Genomic DNA, 17706 nt, shown 5'->3' on the forward strand with positions numbered 1-17706 from the left:
TTCCATCCCTTTTCCGCCTGCATCACTCCTTCAGGAAACGCTTTTCCTCCTCAGGGACATCAAAGCCCAGCGTTCCTCCCGGGTTCATGCAGTAGTCCGGATCAAAATAATTTTTCAGTGCACACAGTACCCCATATTCCGTCCTTCCCAGCTGTCCTTCCAGCCAGGGTGCGAACATCTTGCCGATGCCGTGGTGATGGCTCATGGCAGCGCCGGATTTCTGGATGGCGTCCAGAATCGTACTGTGGTAAGCCCTGAATTTTTCCGCATCATCCATCCTGGTAATAAATATGAAATACAGGTTTGCCCCCTGGGGATAGCAATGGGACATATGGGTTGTGACGATGGTATTGGGCAGCTTATGACAGACCTCACGTACCTCCCTGTGTACTTTAGCCATATTGGACCAGTTGACAGTGCACTCCAGCGTATCTGTCATCACACCGAAATCCAGCATGGTATCCCTGAGATAGGGATCGGTAAAACGTCCGTGCTCCCAGCTTTTTGTCACATAGGAGGTTAAGCTCATGCCACCGAACTGCCTGGCGATTCGTTTTATATTTTTTGCCACGTTCCTGGAAAATCCCTTTTCCCCGTCCGTAAAGCCCAGGAAAAGGCAGCGCTCCATATCCTTGTAGCCCCTTAAATCGAACAGCTTCTGCAGCGGTGTTTCATCCACGTTGTAGAGCCGCAGCATCAGATTGGTTTCCTCCGGATCGGAAAGGCGGAACACGGAGGAAAAACCGGCTTCACACTGCATCATTTCCCTGGCCGCCGCCATCCCCGTTTCCCAGTCATGGAAAATAAAGGAAAAACGCTTCCTGTTTTCCGGCATATAGCGGAATACCTTCAGTGTCACCTCCGTCAGTACGCCGAAGGTGCCTTCGCCGCCCATCATAATCTGGTTCAGATTGGGTCCGGTGGCCTCCCTGGGATAACCGCTTGTCTGAATGGTTCCCACCGGCGTGGCATATTTCTGGCTCATGACAATATCCGTAATGCAGCCGTAATAGGTGCTGTTCTGTCCGGCGCCTCTGGTAACCACCCAGCCGCCTACGCTGCTGTATTCAAAGGACTGGGGAAAATGTCCGCAGGTATAGGCTCTTTTCGCCCCGAACAGCTCCGGCGCCCGGTTCAGGGTTTCTTCCAGCTTCGGCCCTGACATCCCGGTCTGTACAGTGATGGTCTGATCCGTTTCATTAAAGGAAAGCACCTTATTGTACCGCAGCCTCATATCCAGGGAAACACCGCCCTTCACCGGTTCCACGCCTCTGGTTACGCTGCTGCCGCCGCCGTAAACATAGAGTGGTATTTTGTGCGCCGTACAGTAAGCCACAATTTTTTCTATCTGCTCCGTGGTATCCGGATACACCACCACATCCGGCAGGCAGTCAATGCGTTTCTGGCGCAGCCGCAGCGCGTCATATCCGGTTTTCCCATAAGCCACCGCCAGGCGGGGGTAATCGTCCGTGGTGACAAAATCCGCCCCAACAATGTCCTTAAACGCCCGGATATGCTCCGGCGCCAGACGGCACGGCGCATTCAGCTCCACCCGGTCCATGCCGATATCCCCGTCATACGCTTTAAAATCCTCGTCCGTCATTCCGAACTTTTCCTTCATCATTTTGTACAGGGATTCCTTGGGATATTTCACAAAATCAGGATCTCCCCACCGGAAAACAGAACGGTAGCTGTCCTTTGGCGCCGGCTCTTTCACCCAGGCCGGTTCAAATTCTTTATATGGTTTGCTCATGTTACCCCTTTCCATTTCAAAATATTGCTGGTGGCTATCACATCCACACCCAGGCCGCATACATCAGGTATCACCGTTTCTCCTCTTCCCACAGGCCCGGTTATCAGCGCCTTATTGATTTCCTCCATCACCCGGAATATCATTTCCCTGGGTATCTGGGACGCTGTCCTTACCGGGATCACCGGCACCTTGGGATAAATGGTCCGCACGGTGGAGCATACGCTTCTTGTGGGAGCTGTCATCTCCCTGACCGCAAATTCTTCCCCTCTTTTGCACCGGTTCCCTGTGACCCTAAACCCGCCTTCCGCTTCCTCCACCATAAGCCGGCAGCCGTTGGGACAGACAATACAGGTAAGCTCTTTCATCCGCCGCCTCCTCTCAGGGTAAATAACAGGCGGGATCCCGCTGTTCTCCCCAGTTTTTTTAAATCCAGAGTCATCCTTTCCATTTCCGGCGGTTTCAAATCCTCATATTCCTTTTGGAAAAGAATATGTTCTCCGTCATGAATTTCCAATACCGCCCTGTCCAAGCTTCGGCTGCTTCTGAAATACAGCACAACAGGCTGCCCTGACGCCGCTTCCACCCTCTGAGGCACCAGGTAAAGCAGAGAAGGATCCGTTTCCAGCGTTATGTATTCTCTTTGGCGGCGGGTATAATGGGCCGCGTTTTTTCCCGCCCGCTCGCCGCTTTCGGACACATAGTCAACCAGATCATTTACATGCATGGCATTCCCGCAGGTAAACACTCCTTCCACATCAGTCATCAGGAAATCGTCGCATATCGGGCCTTTGGCCGCCGTGTCCATGGTCACTCCCAGCTGTTCTGCGATTTCATTTTCCGGGATCAGGCCGACGGAAAGGATGAGGGCATCGCAGCTTATCCTTTTTGCCGTTCCTGCAATGGGCTTCATTTTATCGTCCACACGGGCGATTTCCACGGCCTCCAGCCGTTCCTGGCCAAAAACTCTCGTTACCGTATGGGAAAGGAACAGCGGAATCTGATAATCCTCCAGGCACTGTCGGATATTTCTGGTCAGCCCGGAAGGCTCCGGCTTCACTTCATAGACCCCCAGCACCTTTGCCCCCTCCAGCGTCAGCCTGCGTGCCATGATCAGGCCTATGTCGCCGCTTCCCAGGATCACGCAGCGTTTCGTCACCATTTCGCCCAGAAGATTGACGAAATGCTGGGCGCATCCCGCTGTAAAAATCCCCGCAGGCCTGGTTCCATGGATGAAAACCTGCCTGGCCGTCCGTTCCCTGCAGCCGGTTGCCAGCACTACCGCACGGGCGCGTATACCGTTCACTCCCGTCCGGTCCACCACACTGATGGCAAAGCCCTGTTCTTCCTTATGTATCTGAGTCACAAAAGCCTGAATCCGGCAAGCGATTTCCCGCCGCTCAAACTCTTCTATAAAGCGTTCCGCATATTCAGGCCCGGTGAGCATTTCCCCGAACCGCACCAGGCCGAAGCCGTCATGGATACACTGCTTCAGAATTCCCCCCAGCCGATCCTCCCGTTCAATCAGCAGCACCCGGGCCCCTTCCTTATCTGCGGCAATTGCAGCCGCCAGCCCCGCAGGACCGCCCCCTATCACACAAACATCATATTCTTCCAAATCTATGGCTCCTTTCTGTGCCTGCACGGCTATCCTTTCGTAGGCCCATAGCTGATTACAGCTTCCGTTCCTGATTTCTTCACCCGGGAGAGCGGGATTCCCTCATGCTCGCTGATAATTTGCGCCACAAGCGGCATGCAGAAGCCTCCCTGACAGCGTCCCATGCCCGGACGCAGCCTTTTCTTAATACCGTCCACTGTACATACGGGAAGCGGTGAATTCAGGGCATCCAGTATTTCCCCCTTACTGATTTCCTCACATCTGCAAATGATAACGCCGTAATCAGGATTTTCCCTGATGAGCCTGTCACGCTCTTCCTCCGGCAGCTCCCGCAGCCTGGGAATCCCTTTTCTATTCGGCCGGAAGCCGGTATTGGGCTTTATCTCTTTCTGGCTGGAAAGGGCTTTCACCGCCATGGCGGCCACATCTATAGCCACGGCCGGCGCTGTGGTCAGCCCCGGCGACTGGATTCCTGCGCAGTGAATCAGATTCTTCGTCCTGCGTCCCATCTCGATAATAAAATCTTCTTCAAAAGTAGCCGCCCTTACCCCGGTAAAATAGGTAATAATATCTCTTTGCGTCAATCCCGGTGAAGTGCCCTTCTGTTTGGCAAATACCCGGTCAATGGAAGCCTGCTCCGTAGCAAAATTTTCTTTTTCCCAGGTTTCCACAGCATCCGGCCCCACCAGCACGTTATCATCCACCGTATGCAGCATTCCGCCGCCCTTGGTATGGCCCGTCGTCTTTTTCATCGTTCTCACGGAAGAAATGGAACGGACAAGATGGCCTGCCTTCTTATCCAGGATGGAATTCGTCCCTCTTCTGGGATGGATGGAATAAAAACGATCCTGAGCCATCTTTGCCACATCCTCCGCAAAGGTCCCCGCTGCATTTATCACCAGGGAAGGATAAATGCTCCCTCGGTTCGTATGGACGCACTGGATGATGCCCTCCTTCACCTCCATATCTGAAACCACGGTATTCAGTGAAATCCTGGCGCCGTTTTCCACTGCATTCTCCCCATAAGCTATGGTCAGTCCGTAAGGACAGACGCAGCCGGCTCCGGGATTGTATATGGCGAACTTAAAATCAGGATTCAGCTCCGGCTCCGCCCTGCGGAATGCTTTCCTTCCCACCAGCCTGGTGTCTTTCACTTTGCACCGGTACTTCTTTTCCAGTACATACAGAAAAATGACCGGCAGATAGCGCCACTGCGTAAAGCCCACATACTGCCCGCACCTGCGGAAAGGAACGTCCAGCTCCTCACAAATCTGATCGTACATTCGGTTTCCCTTCAGCACATATTCCTGCTTCAGGCTGCCTTTCCTCAAATCCACACCCGGATGTACCTCGCCGTCATTCCGTCCCGAGGACTGTACTGCCAGATCGGCCTCTTTTTCCACCAGCAGGATATCCAGCTGCCAGCGGGACAGTTCCCTTGCTATACTGGCTCCGGAGATGCCGCCTCCAATAATCAGGACGTCAGGCGCGGCGCCCTCTAATGAAGAATCCCTCAGGCCCGGCATACGCATCCCGGGATTGCTGCCGCCTTCGAAAGCAATATCATTTACCACATGCTTTTTCCGGTTCTTCTTCCCCTTCTGCACGCACATACCACAGGCTGCCACAATGTCTTTCCATTCCTTCAGGCGTCCGGTAACCACAATGTAATCCCCTTTATCCTCCGCCCGCACCTGTCCCCCATAGGCATCGTGCAGCCTTTTGTTAATTTTATCAATCCCCATATACGCCTCCTCAAGTCGTCCACACGACCGACTCTATGATTACAGCATAGCAGAGTGATGGGAAAAAGTCAAATAAATATGTATAGTTTTAATATTTTTACTTGATTCCTATTATATTTTATAGACATTTTACACAATATCAGCTATACTGATTTTTAAATACGGACAGCAAACGCAGTCCTTTATGTTTTATTCATTCAGGAAAGCAGGTATGTTTATTATGGCAGCTCCAAGAAAAGACAATGTGAAAGAATTAATACTGGATGCGGCGGAAAAGCTTCTGGAATCCAGGAAGCTTTCCGATATCTCCCTTTCCGAAATCGCCCATACTGCCGGCATTTCCAAGGGAACCCTCTATTACCACTATAAAAGTAAAAACGAAATCCTGTTCGATATTACGGATAAATATCTTGATGAGCAATGGAATGATCTCGTACGCTGGACGGAGGATGCCTCCAAAGACACCTCTCTGAACCGGCTGGTAAAATATGTGCTGGAAAGGGATGTTTCCACAGTGAATATGCGTCTCCATTTCTTTTATGACGCCATGCTCGGCAATGAGGAAATCCGCTTAAAGCTCCTCACCCGCTACCGGGAGTTTGCAGAGCTGATTGCAGGGAAAATCGCGGAACGTACGGAAAATGCAGATGCACAGTATCTTTCCTGGCTGATTCTTCTCCTCTCGGACGGCCTTTTCATCCACAAAACGCTTCGGAATGATGCGCTGGATGTGGACGACTTTATCGGCCAGACCGCAGAGTATGCCCGTCTCTTAAAGCAACATACGCCATTACCCCAAAAGCAGTCCGACGGACAATAAAAAAGGCAGCCTCCCCCGGCGCTCTGTTTGTTTCAAAGCGTGCCGGGCAGCTGCCCTTTTTTATTCCCGCGAGCAACGAGCCAAGTAGCCATGCTTGCATGGATATTTGGCGACTGCCGCGAGGGTCAAATACCCCGCTGCTCTGCAGCGCTGCAAGTTTGATACCCCGTTACTTGCAGCGGGGTCTTTGATTGTGTCCTGTAGCTTTACTTCCTGCCGTATTCTTTCGTTCTTTCGTCCGAAATAACTCCTGAATAGTTCATACCATAAGCAAAATCATAGGCATGGCCCTCTGAGTCGATGTATACGCGCATATCAAAGGCGCGATCCTCATCCTGTTCCTCCACAGTATCCATATCTGCAGGCATCTGTAAAGGAAGGAGGCCCGTAGGCTCATATTTTCCCGTAATCACCTCCAGCACCGCATCCGGTGATACCCCGAATTCTACCAGAATGGCATCCGCATAAGGCTCCAGTTCACGAAATACCAACGGATTTTTAACAGTCACGGAAACTATAACCGGTTTTCCCTTCATCTGTTCCTTCGTACGGATTACCAGATCCAGATCTTCTTCGTTCGCCGCCGTATTTGTTTTCCCAAAATAGGAACGGTTGGTGAAATCCTCCAGCGGGTCTCCTCCGGCCAAGCTTTCTTCTCTCGCCTTTTTTGCCGTGTAAGGCCTGTACTGCAATGTAACCGGAAGATAGCCGTTTCCGCCGGCAGCCCGATCTTCAGGACTGTATCCCACAGAAATCGGAGATTCAATGAAGCAGATGGCAACATCCGCTTCTTCTGCGGTTTCCACCACTTCAAACCACTTCGCGGCCGCCTTCTTCCCGGGAGGAGTAACCACGCTGTCATCAGTAAGAATACTTATAAAATTTCTGTAAGGCCGGATATGCCTGTCAGGAATATATACCTTTACTTTTTCTTTCAGCGGCAGCGCCTGGTTCCTGTTTTTCAGAAGCACAACGGAATGCAGCTGGGAATCAAAGCCCTTCTTGACAAATTCCGGATTTCCCACTGTATCCAGAGATTTCTGCAGCTCCAGGTAGGGATTTTCAAACAGTCCGGTACGGAAAATATTTTTCAGCAGCCTCACTGCCGAACGTTCAAAACGTTTCCGCATGGCTTCTTCACCATATTTTTCACAGCCCATACGATATGCTTCAAGGACAGGCTTGATATCATTGTTGCCGCCGAACTGATCCACACCCGCCTCCAGCGCCTTCAAGTGCCTCTCCTCTATCGTAAGCTCTTCCACACCCCAGCATTTTCCGGCGAATTCTTCTTCGGTTTTTCCGGTATTATGGGTAATTCCCCAGTCTGTACAGACGACACCGTCATATCCCAGCTGTTCCCGGAGCAGATTTCCAATCAGATAACGGCTGAAGGAATTTCCAACATTTTCTCCGTTTTCCTTATCCTGTCCGTAAGAAATTGTATAATAAGGCATTACCGCACTGGCGCTCTGTGTTCCGCCTTCCAGTGCAAAAGCTCCTTCAGAAAAGGGCCTCAGATGCTCTTCGAAATTTCCGCCCGGATAAACCGCATATTTCCCATACGCATAATGCGCGTCACGGCCGCCCTCACAGGGGCCTCCTCCGGGGAAATGCTTTACCATGGTATTAACGCTCTCTTCTCCCCAGCCGTCAGCGCTTCCTTCCGTAGTCTGAAAACCGTCACAGTAAGCCTTCGTCATTTCTACAGCCAGCCTGGTATGCTCCCCAAAGGTATCAGCAAAGCGCATCCAGCGAGGCTCAGTGGACAGATCTATCTGAGGCGACAGAGCAGTGGCAATTCCAAGCGCACGATATTCTCTGGAAGCTATTTTACCAAATTCCAATACCTCCTGCGGATTAAAGGAGGCGGTCAGGCCGATGCCATTGGCCCACTTGGAAATCGGCTCTCCTGTGATTCCCTTATATTCTGCGCCGGAGTCCGCTCCATGCCTGGGATCTGAACTGTTATTGGCAGGAATCCCAAAGCCCGTATTTTCTGCCAGCGCCTGCAGCCTGTTATTCCATTTCACTGCGGTTTCGGTGTCCTTTAATTCTGTAATCAGCACATGCCGCACCTTGTCCTCCGTCAGGAATTTCTTCTGCTGATCCGTTAATTCCCATGGCTCCGCCTGGCTTTCCTCAAAGCTCTTCCCTCCGTAAGTGGCGGAAAACGGCCCATTCATACCGTCTGCCGGGATTCTCTGATGCGCGCTGTACAGCATCAGGCCTGCAATATCCTCAATGGGAAGCCTTGCCGCCAAATCCTCGGCTCTTTCCCGGGCATCAAGACGCCAGTCCTCATAAGGAGCCAGCTCTCCGGTTCCCAGGAAATCTTTAAAAGCCAGGCCGTCTACAGTGATTAGCTTCACCCGGCTCCCATCGGACAGTCCCAGGCACTTTCCCCCTTCATTGCGAATCAGACGGAAACCATCCTTCTGTTCTTCCTTCCACAGTTTTTCCATACTCTTGTCCTCTCCTGCATTCAGTCTGTATTAAGAATAGAAATATACATCTGCAAATATTATACAGGAGTCCCTGCCCAAATTCCAGCCATAATTCTTATGTTGTTGCTCCCATGCCATTGCTCCCTAATACACCCGCAATTACTGTCCTTACCAGTATTCGTGTCCTTACCAGTATTCGGCAAAAAAAGACATCATCACGCATTTCCCTGCAAGTGATGATGTCTTTTTATTAATTCATGCTTTCAGCACATTTTCCAGTTCCGGAAATCAAAGACCCCGCTGCAAGCAACGGGGTACCAAACTTGTAACGCTGCAGAGCAGCGGGGTCTTTGGTCTACGCTCCGCTTCGGTCGGTGCAAAACATGTGCCACTGGCACATAGCACCCCTCGCGGCAGTCGCCAAATGTCCATGCAAGCATGGCTACCTGGCTCGTTGCTCGCGGGAATAAAGAGGTAGGGATTACATACCAGCCTGAGCTGCAACCTCTGCTGCGAAATCGTCAACTTTCTTTTCAAGACCTTCGCCAGTTTCAAAACGGACGAATTTCTTTACGGAAAGCTTAGCGCCGTTTTCTTTGGCAACCTGCTCAATATATTTGGCAACGGTCAAATCTCCGTCCTTTACATAAGCCTGCTCAAGCAGACATACTTCCTTCAGTTCCTTTGCAAGACGGCCGGTGATCATTTTCTCAATGATGTTAGCAGGCTTGTTTGCATTCTTGGGATCGTTCTGAGCCTGAGCCATCAGGATTTCCTTCTCATGCTCTTTGTAATCCTCCGGAACGTCTGTGGTAGCCACATACTTGGGAGAAAGAGCAGCAACCTGCATAGCTACGTTAGACAGGCACTCTTTTACAGCATCATTCACCACATCAGTATCAGCTTCTACGATAACGCCGATTCTTCCGCCGCCGTGTGTATAGGATACAACACAGCCATGCTCTGCGGTAACCTTCTCAAATCTTCTGATGTTCAGGTTCTCGCCGATAGTAGCGATCTTCTCAACCAGCGCTTCTTTTACAGTTTTGCTTGTGTCAACATTCCAGGGCTCAGCCATGAATGCATCCATGTCAGCAGCGTCAGAATCTACTGCCTGCTGTGCAACCGCTGCAACGAATTCCTGGAAGTTCTCGTTCTTGGCAACGAAGTCTGTCTCAGAGTTAACTTCAACAACTGCTGCTGTTGTATCATTCTTTACTGCAATACGGCAAAGACCTTCTGCTGCGATTCTGCCTGCTTTCTTCTCTGCTTTGGCCTGTCCGTTCTTTCTAAGGAACTCCATAGCCGCTTCCATATCGCCGTTTGTTTCATTTAATGCTTTCTTGCAGTCCATCATACCTGCTCCGGAAAGCTCTCTTAATTCTTTTACCATTGCTGCTGTGATAGCCATTGTATTATCCTCCATGAAATGCTTTGCTTTCACTCTTACAAGTTAAAATTATTCAGCTGCCGTCTCTGCTTCAACTGCCACTTCTTCAATATCGGTTGCTTCGGTAGCCAGGGCAGCTTCATCATAAACTGCCTCGCCCTGATTTGCTTCGATAACAGCGTCTGCCATCTTGGATGTGATTAATTTAACTGCTCTGATAGCGTCATCATTACCAGGGATGATGAAATCCAGTTCTTCCGGATCACAGTTGGTATCGCCGATACCGATCAGGGTAATTCCCAGAATGTGAGCTTCCTGTACGCAGATTCTTTCTTTCTTGGGATCTACGACAAAGATAGCATCCGGAATTCTTGTCATATTCTTAATGCCGCCCAGGTTCTTTTCCAGCTTTTCCCATTCTTTCTTAATCTGGATAACTTCCTTCTTGGGAAGAACGTCAAAAGTTCCGTCCTCGGCCATAGTCTCGATCTGTTTCAGTCTTTCGATTCTGCTTCTGATGGTCTTGAAGTTGGTAAGCATACCGCCCAGCCATCTTTCATTTACATAATACATTCCGCAGCGTTCTGCCTCAGCCTTAACAGCATCCTGAGCCTGCTTCTTGGTACCAACAAAAAGGATGGTGCCGCCCTGTGCTGCGATTTCGGAAACTGCATTGTAAGCTTCGTCAATCTTTCCTACGGACTTCTGAAGATCAATGATATGGATACCATTTCTCTCGGTGAAGATATAAGGAGCCATTTTAGGGTTCCATCTTCTTGTCTGATGTCCAAAATGAACACCTGCTTCCAGCAACTGCTTCATAGAAATAACGCTCATGTTTCTTACCTCCGTTTGGTTGAATTCTTCCGCATGCATCTCAATGGAAAGCTTTCTTCCCATTTTCCAGCCACTTCCGCGTTAAAGAAGCACCGGCCTGGAAATCAGCACGCGTGATTTTTGGTCACAACGTTTGGATTATAACATAAAAAATCCCCCTGCGCAAGGGGGATTACAAAAAAATACCATCTCAGTCAGGCATTTCGCAGCTGCCCATGTAACTGTACTGCTGTAAAGCTTACGCAGCTTATGATTTCATATTCTCTTCCATTTTCCTGACCTCTTCAAATACTACATCATTCCTGACTTTAATATAGGTTCCCTTCATTCCTGAGGAGCGGGACTCTATGATGCCGGCGCTTTCAAACTTGCGCAGGGCATTGACAATTACCGAACGGGTGATTCCAGCTCTGTCCGCTATCTTACTGGCGACCAGAACGCCCTCCATCCCGTTAAGCTCCTGAAATATATGGACTATCGCCTGGGTTTCAGAATAGGACAGCGTTCCGATGGCCGACTTAACCACCGCTATCTTACGGCTTTCCTCAGCGCTTTCTTCACTGACCGACCTGAGCATTTCCAGGCCTACGACGGTGGTACCGTATTCGCAGAGGATAATATCATCAATATCATACATATCGCCATGCCGGTAAAGGAAAAGTGTCCCAAGCCGTTCTCCGGCAATCTCAATCGGTGAAACCACGGCTGCAAACTTCATAAAAACCTGATTTTCAAAACCCAAAGTAGCAAGATTAACATTTTCTTTGGTTGACAGCACGGAAAGGAGCCTTTCGTTCAGCAGGGGATCGATGAAACTGCCCACCTCGTTCTTCAGCAGCTCCGCAATGACCTCATTACGGTCTGAAGTAGCCACTCCAAGTATCTTCCCTTTCCTGCTGATCACCAGCACGTTAGAAACCAGTATCTCACGCATTACCTTGCATATATCGTTAAAAACCACTTTACTGGAATTGTTGTTATGAAGCAACTTTCCTATTTTACGTGTTCTGTCCAGCAGTTGAACGCTACTCATGTTAGTTTTCCTCCGGCAGAATGCCCAAACTTATGACACTATTGTAGCACAGACCCCTGCCAGACGCAACGGATTTTGTCACCCCGCCAGTTCCGGACAACACAAGTACTTACAGCCAAATTGAGCAGTCTTTAATCTTCTGATTTCTTTTCCATTATATAGCCGCAATCTTCATTATAACAAACAAGCTTATTTCCTTTTTCCAGCATCAGTGAACCGCACTGCGGGCATTTTTCTTTGGACGGCTTCTGCCATACCATGAAATCACATTCCGGATTTCCGATGCAGCCGTAATACTTCCGGCCTTTTTTTGTCTTTTTGAGTACAATGTCCTTACCGCATTTCGGACAGGGAACGCCGACCTTTTCAAAATAGGGTTTGGTATTGCGGCATTCCGGGAATCCGGGACAGGCCAGGAAACGACCGTGGGGACCATATTTGATGACCATGCGCCTTCCACAAAGCTCGCATTCTTCATCGGATTCTTCATCCGCAATCTGCACCTGCTCCAGCTGCTTTTCAGCCTGTTCCACAGCTTCGTTCAGATCAGGATAGAAATTGGATACCACAATCTTCCAGTTAACATTTCCTTCTTCCACGCCGTCCAGCAGCGCTTCCATATTAGCAGTGAAGCTCACATCCACAATCGTGGGGAAAGCCTCCTTCATCATGCTGTTGACCACTTCGCCCAGCTCGGAAACATACAGATTCTTATTCTCCTTAACCACATATCTTCTTGCAAGAATGGTAGTAATGGTGGGGGCATAGGTGCTGGGACGTCCGATCCCCTGTTCCTCCAGCGCCCTTACCAGAGAAGCTTCCGTATAGTGCGCCGGAGGCTGTGTAAAGTGCTGGGCCTCCTGGAAGCTGTCAAAGGTGAGACGGGTGTCCTTGTCAATCCCTTTTACCAGGGTGTTCCCTTCTGCCTTCTCATCCTCCTCCTGGGTGTATACGCTCATAAAGCCGTCGAATTTCAGCTTGCTGGCCGCCACCGTAAAACGATGTTCCGCCGCATCGATTTTCACAGATGTTGTTTCATAAACGGCAGGAGTCATCCGGCTTGCCACAAAACGCTTCCAGATAAGCTGATACAGCCTGAACTGATCTCTGGAAAGAGATTCCTTCAGTTCCAGGGGCGTCCTTGAAATATCTGTGGGACGGATTGCTTCATGGGCATCCTGTATTTTCTGACCGCTCTTCTTTTCCTGTGTCTTGGCCCCGGTATATTCCGGGCCATAGTTCTTGTCAATGTACAGCGCAGCCTGATGCTCCGCTTCTTCAGATACACGGGTGGAATCGGTACGCAGATAAGTAATGATACCTACCGTGCCATTGCCTTTAATATCAATTCCTTCATACAGCTGCTGTGCCAGACGCATGGTCTTCTGTGTGGAAAAATTCAGCACCTTGCTGGCTTCCTGCTGCAGCGTGGAGGTAGTGAAGGGCAGAGGCGCTTTCTTTACCCGCTCGCCTTTCTTCACATCCGTCACCTGATAAGATGCGCCGTCCAGATCCTTTTTGACCTTATCCACATCCTCCTGGCAGGTGAGGTTCTGCTTCTGGCTGGTGGTTCCGTAATACTTTGCCGTCAGCAGCTTTCTTTCCCCCGGTATTTTAAAGGAAGCGTCCAGCGTCCAGTATTCCTCCGGGATAAACGCGTTGATTTCATCCTCTCGGTCGCAGATCATACGCAGGGCAACCGACTGGACACGTCCGGCGCTTAAGCCCCTTTTAACCTTTGCCCACAGCAGGGGGGAAATCCGGTAACCCACCATACGATCCAGCTCCCGCCTGGCCTGCTGGGCATCCACCAGCGACATGTCGATTTCCCTGGGATGCTTCAGCGATTCCTTAACCGCATTTTTCGTAATTTCATTAAAGGTGATGCGGTATACCTTTTTACCCGTTTTTTCCAGGTTCAGCGCCTTGGTCAGATGCCAGGAAATCGCCTCACCCTCACGGTCGGGGTCCGTTGCGAGATATATTTTTTCCGCTTTTTTCACTTCCTTACGCAGATTGGCAAGGATATCTCCTTTGCCGCGTATGGTAATGTATTTCGGTTCGTAATCGTTTTCAATATCAATTCCCATACGGCTCTTGGGCAGGTCCCGGACATGTCCGTTGCTGGCCGCCACTTCGTAATTGGGGCCGAGGAATTTCTTGATCGTCTTTACCTTTGCAGGTGATTCTACTATTACAAGATATTTTGCCATACAGACTTATTATCTCCTTCTCTTTTGCGCCGGACGCATTCGCGCCGCGCACCTCATACCTTCCGTGCCAGACGGCACGCAGTACCGGTTCACAAACCTTACTCCGTCGATTCCTTGCCGTAATCAAAACAGCCAGCAATCGTGAATCACTATACACCATATTTTCTGCCGTGGCAAGGAATTTTATAAAAATATCAGGTTTTCTTTTCGAAAATATTAATTTTTACCATTCCTGAAAAAATAGCCTCCCTCCTGTCCCGCCACTCCTTCCATATGCAGCTCCAGCAGCTGCTGCATGAGGATGGGAAGAGGAATGATACAGCCGCTTTTACGCATTTTTTCATAGAGCTGCCCCGGTGTCTGGGGGGTAAAATCAAGGCAGGCGGCCACCCGCTGCTTCAGGCTCTTCTCTTTCATGGGACGGTTTTCCTGGGAATTCCTCTCCCTTGGACAATTCGATACCGTCCGTTTTCCCGAAGGGATTTCCATCTGCCGCGGCCGGCAGTTTTGGCCCAGTTCTTCCAGAAGTGCCGACGGGCTGATTGCAACACCGGCTCCCTGCCTGATAAGCGTATTGCAGCCGCTGCTCAGGGCATCCGTTACCCGCCCGGGAATTGCAAATACCTCCCTGCCCTGTTCCAGAGCCATATCCACCGTAATCAGCGTACCGCTTTTTTCTCTGGCCTCCACCACAAGGATCAGGTCGGACAGGCCGCTGATGATACGGTTTCTGGGCGGGAACAGTCTTGCCTGGGGGAGGGTTCCCGGCGGATATTCGGACACAATTCCGCCCCGCGCAGGTATCCGGTCAAACAGTCTGCCGTTCTCCGCAGGATAACATACATCCACGCCGCAGCCAAGTACCGCATAGGTCCTTCCGCCGCAGTCAAGCGCCGCTTCCTGGCTGATGCCGTCAATCCCCCTTGCCAGGCCGCTTACCACCTGGACACCCGCTGCAGCCAGCGCGGAGGCGAAATATCTGGCCGCTTGTTTACCATATTCGGAACACATCCTGGCGCCTATCACTGCCACGCTCGGTGTCCCCTCTTCCGGAAGCCCGCCCCGAACGTAAATACCCTGAGGGGCATCCGGAATTTCCTGAAGCCTTGCAGGATACTCCGGATCAGAAACAGGGAGAAAACGGATTCCCCGCTTAAGAAGCATCTGATATTCCTGTTTCACATTTTTCTCTTTTCTGGCGCGCTGAAAGCTTTTCAGCTGGGCCGCAGACAGAAGCCCGGCCAGCTCCTGTTCTTTCATTTCATACACGGCCTGTGCGCTGCCGGCCCTCTTAAGCAGCCTGCCCGCTGTCACTCTGCCTATTCCTTCTATATTACATAGCCAGTAAGAAAATTCCCTTTCCGTCACCCTTTTTTCCTCCAGTATTTTCCATCGGCCATCCGGTAACAGGCCGCCTCGCTCAAATGAACCTGTTCGATAGTATCTTTTCCGTCCAAATCTGCCAGCGTACGCGCCAGGCGGATAATCCTGTGATATGCTCTGGCGCTTAACTGCAGTGCATGAAATAGCTGTTCCATATATTGCTGCTGCGCCAGGCCCAGACGGCAGTATTTCCTGATTTCCCCTGGTCCCAGCTGGGAATTAAAACGCAGCCCGGTTCCTGCATAGCGAGCCTCCTGCCTGGCTCTGGCTTCCATCACCTGCATTCTCAGGCTCCGGCTGTCTGCTCCCGTACCGGCATTTTCGCCTGCCAGTCCCGCAAAATCTATCCGTGATACCTCTGTAAAAATATCCATTCTGTCAAGAATCGGACCAGACACACGGTTCAGATACCGCTGAACCTCACCGGGCGTACAGCGGCACCTGTTTCTGTCAGGATAGTAGCCGCAGGGGCAGGGATTCATGGCAGCCACAAGCATGAAATCCGAAGGATATACATATGTACCGCTGTTTCTGGCAATCTGTACCCGGCGTTCCTCCATAGGCTGCCGCAGCAAATCCAGCGTGGCTCTTTTAAACTCTGTCAGCTCGTCCAGAAACAGGACGCCTCTGTGTGCAAGACTGATCAGCCCCGGCCTGGGCACCTGACCGCCTCCGGTGAGGGCCCGAGAGGTAACGGTATGATGCGGACTGATAAAAGGCCTGTTTTTAAGAAGCCCTGCCCCTTCTTCCATCAGTCCCGCCACACTGCGCACCTTCGTCACCTCCAGCCGTTCCTGGGTCGACAGAGGCGGCAGAATGGACGGGATGCAGCGGGCCAGCATGGTTTTACCGGAGCCGGGAGGGCCGATCATGAGTAAATGATGAAAGCCCGCGGCGGCTACCACAGCCGCCCGTTTAGTTCCCTCCTGCCCGGAAACATCCGCAAAATCCGGCAATATTTGAGCCAGGTCCGCTGTTCTTTCCATATTGGCTGCCACATTGCCTGACATGCTGTCTGCGTCTGTATTTTTTTCTGTTTTTTCCATATACATGATATCTTTATACAACAGGTTTTCCGGGACACCGTCACGGCACTGCAGAAGCTCTATCAGCTGTATGAGACAGCCGGCCCCCAGAATCTTTATTCCTTCCACCAGCTGTGCTTCCGCAAGGTTTTCCAAAGGGACGATACACCGCTTTAAGCCCTGCTTCTTCGCTTCCAGCGCCATGGGAAGAATCCCCCTCACCGGTTTGATTTCCCCGCTCAGGCCCAGTTCTCCCGCTATCATGGAGTCCTTTACGTAATCCTGCGGGATCATGCCCGTGGAAACCAGTATTCCCACCGCCACAGGCAAATCGTAGGAGGTGCCCTCCTTGTGGAGGCTGGCCGGAGAGATATTCACTGTAATACGCACAGGAGGCAGCGCCGCCTCCGCATTTTTTAAGGCTACACGGATTCGCTCCCTGGCCTCCTTGACTTCGCTCCCCAAGAGGCCCACCATTTCAAAGCCCGGCAATCCCCTGGAAGCGTCCACTTCCACCCGGGCCAGATAGCTCTCCATACCATGCAGCCCGCCTGTATAAACTGTACTGTACATTTTTTCTCCTGCAAATCAGATGAATGGCCTTGAAAAAGGCAACAGATAGTTGATCGATAAAAAGATTAAGATAATAAGAAAAAATAAAGAAATTATAAATAAGAAAATACAAGATTGCAATTTGCAATTTCTTTTCAGAATAAGAAATCACGATACGAAGGAACTGCAAATTGCAATATTCTTTTGTGCTTCGTTACAGGTAGTGGACCTCCATTTTTTCGAAGCCCTCACGCAGCTTGTTCAGAGCCCTTTTTTCAATCCGGGACACATAGCTTCTGGAAATATCCAGCTTTTTGCCGATTTCCCGCTGAGTGACCTCCTCGCCGCCGTACAGTCCGTAACGCAGACAGATGATTTCCTTTTCCCGTTCCGTTAACAGGGTATCAATCAGGCCGGAAAGCTTGCCGAGACTTCTCTCCAGCTCCATCTGATCCACGATGTCAGGCTGCTCCTGCGGCGTAACATCCAGCAGGCTGATTTCATTTCCCTCCCGGTCGGTGCCTATCGGATCATAAAGCGAAACCTCGCGGGATGTCTTTTTTTTGCTTCTGAGCATCATCAGCAGCTCGTTATCTATGCATCTAGCCGCATAGGTGGCCAGCTTGCTGTTTTTGGATGAATCAAAGGATTCCACCGCTTTGATGAGGCCTATGGTCCCAATGGATATCAAATCCTCCATATCCTCATCTACGTTCTGATACTTTTTTGCGATATGGGCTACCAGCCGCAGATTTCGCTCAATCAGTATCTGCTTGGCTTCCCTGGCTTTTACGCCGTCACTCCCCTGCAGCGCTTCCAGACACGCGCTTTCCTCCTCTTTCGACAGTGGTTTCAGAAAGGTTTTCAACAGGAGCCCCCATAGTCAATTTAAT

General features: G+C 50.6%; 13 protein-coding genes. 1 reads left to right on the plus strand and 12 read right to left on the minus strand.

The genetic code is table 11. The annotated features are described in order from the left end of the window. Window positions 1-22: 22 nt before the first annotated feature. Genes DXC51_RS03935 through DXC51_RS03950 form a run of 4 tightly spaced genes read right to left on the minus strand, consistent with a single transcriptional unit; the run spans window position 23 to window position 5113 of the window. A complete protein-coding gene (locus DXC51_RS03935; RefSeq protein WP_021635906.1) occupies window positions 23-1753 on the minus strand; it encodes an FAD-binding oxidoreductase in 1731 nt (576 codons plus the stop codon). After that, window positions 1750-2118, minus strand: coding sequence for a DUF1667 domain-containing protein (locus tag DXC51_RS03940; RefSeq protein WP_117543767.1), 369 nt, complete (start codon window positions 2116-2118; stop codon window positions 1750-1752). Before DXC51_RS03940 ends, DXC51_RS03935 begins: the two co-directional genes overlap by 4 nt. Next, entirely contained in the window at window positions 2115-3368 is a 1254-nt protein-coding gene (locus DXC51_RS03945) for an NAD(P)/FAD-dependent oxidoreductase (protein WP_117544016.1), read from the minus strand. The genes DXC51_RS03940 and DXC51_RS03945 overlap by 4 nt, the downstream gene beginning before the upstream one ends. Before the next feature lie 29 nt (window positions 3369-3397). Beyond that, window positions 3398-5113 carry an NAD(P)/FAD-dependent oxidoreductase gene (locus DXC51_RS03950; protein WP_117543769.1) on the minus strand — a complete coding sequence of 572 codons (1716 nt, stop codon included), beginning with the start codon at window positions 5111-5113 and terminating at the stop codon, window positions 3398-3400. A gap of 220 nt (window positions 5114-5333) precedes the next feature. On the opposite strand from DXC51_RS03950, the gene DXC51_RS03955 reads away from it, so the two are divergent. After that, complete coding sequence (locus tag DXC51_RS03955; RefSeq protein ID WP_117544017.1) at window positions 5334-5933, plus strand: TetR/AcrR family transcriptional regulator; 600 nt, start codon at window positions 5334-5336, stop codon at window positions 5931-5933. Window positions 5934-6139: 206 nt separating this feature from the next. Here DXC51_RS03955 and DXC51_RS03960 read toward each other — a convergent pair whose 3' ends face one another. The 8 genes from DXC51_RS03960 to sigK form a co-directional block, all read right to left on the minus strand. Further along, window positions 6140-8398, minus strand: a complete 2259-nt coding sequence (locus DXC51_RS03960) for a glycoside hydrolase family 3 protein (RefSeq protein ID WP_117543771.1) — start codon at window positions 8396-8398, stop codon at window positions 6140-6142. Between the two features lie 463 nt (window positions 8399-8861). Beyond that, entirely contained in the window at window positions 8862-9791 is a 930-nt protein-coding gene (gene tsf, locus DXC51_RS03965; protein ID WP_035321667.1) for a translation elongation factor Ts, read from the minus strand. A 48-nt stretch (window positions 9792-9839) separates the two neighbouring features. Then, on the minus strand, window positions 9840-10607 hold the full coding sequence (gene rpsB, locus DXC51_RS03970; protein ID WP_025489728.1) for a 30S ribosomal protein S2: 768 nt from the start codon (window positions 10605-10607) through the stop codon (window positions 9840-9842). A 247-nt stretch (window positions 10608-10854) separates the two neighbouring features. Beyond that, entirely contained in the window at window positions 10855-11640 is a 786-nt protein-coding gene (codY, locus tag DXC51_RS03975) for a GTP-sensing pleiotropic transcriptional regulator CodY (protein ID WP_021635914.1), read from the minus strand. A 131-nt stretch (window positions 11641-11771) separates the two neighbouring features. Next, window positions 11772-13853: a type I DNA topoisomerase gene (gene topA / locus DXC51_RS03980; RefSeq protein WP_025489727.1), complete on the minus strand. Its 2082-nt coding sequence runs from the start codon at window positions 13851-13853 to the stop codon at window positions 11772-11774. A 216-nt stretch (window positions 13854-14069) separates the two neighbouring features. Then, entirely contained in the window at window positions 14070-15221 is a 1152-nt protein-coding gene (gene dprA, locus DXC51_RS03985; RefSeq protein WP_117543773.1) for a DNA-processing protein DprA, read from the minus strand. Continuing rightward, window positions 15218-16834: a YifB family Mg chelatase-like AAA ATPase gene (locus DXC51_RS03990; protein ID WP_117543775.1), complete on the minus strand. Its 1617-nt coding sequence runs from the start codon at window positions 16832-16834 to the stop codon at window positions 15218-15220. Before DXC51_RS03990 ends, dprA begins: the two co-directional genes overlap by 4 nt. Window positions 16835-17027: 193 nt before the next feature. Then, window positions 17028-17681 carry an RNA polymerase sporulation sigma factor SigK gene (sigK, locus tag DXC51_RS03995; RefSeq protein ID WP_021635919.1) on the minus strand — a complete coding sequence of 218 codons (654 nt, stop codon included), beginning with the start codon at window positions 17679-17681 and terminating at the stop codon, window positions 17028-17030. Between the last annotated feature and the right edge of the window lie 25 nt (window positions 17682-17706).

The organism is Eisenbergiella massiliensis (assembly GCF_003435485.1).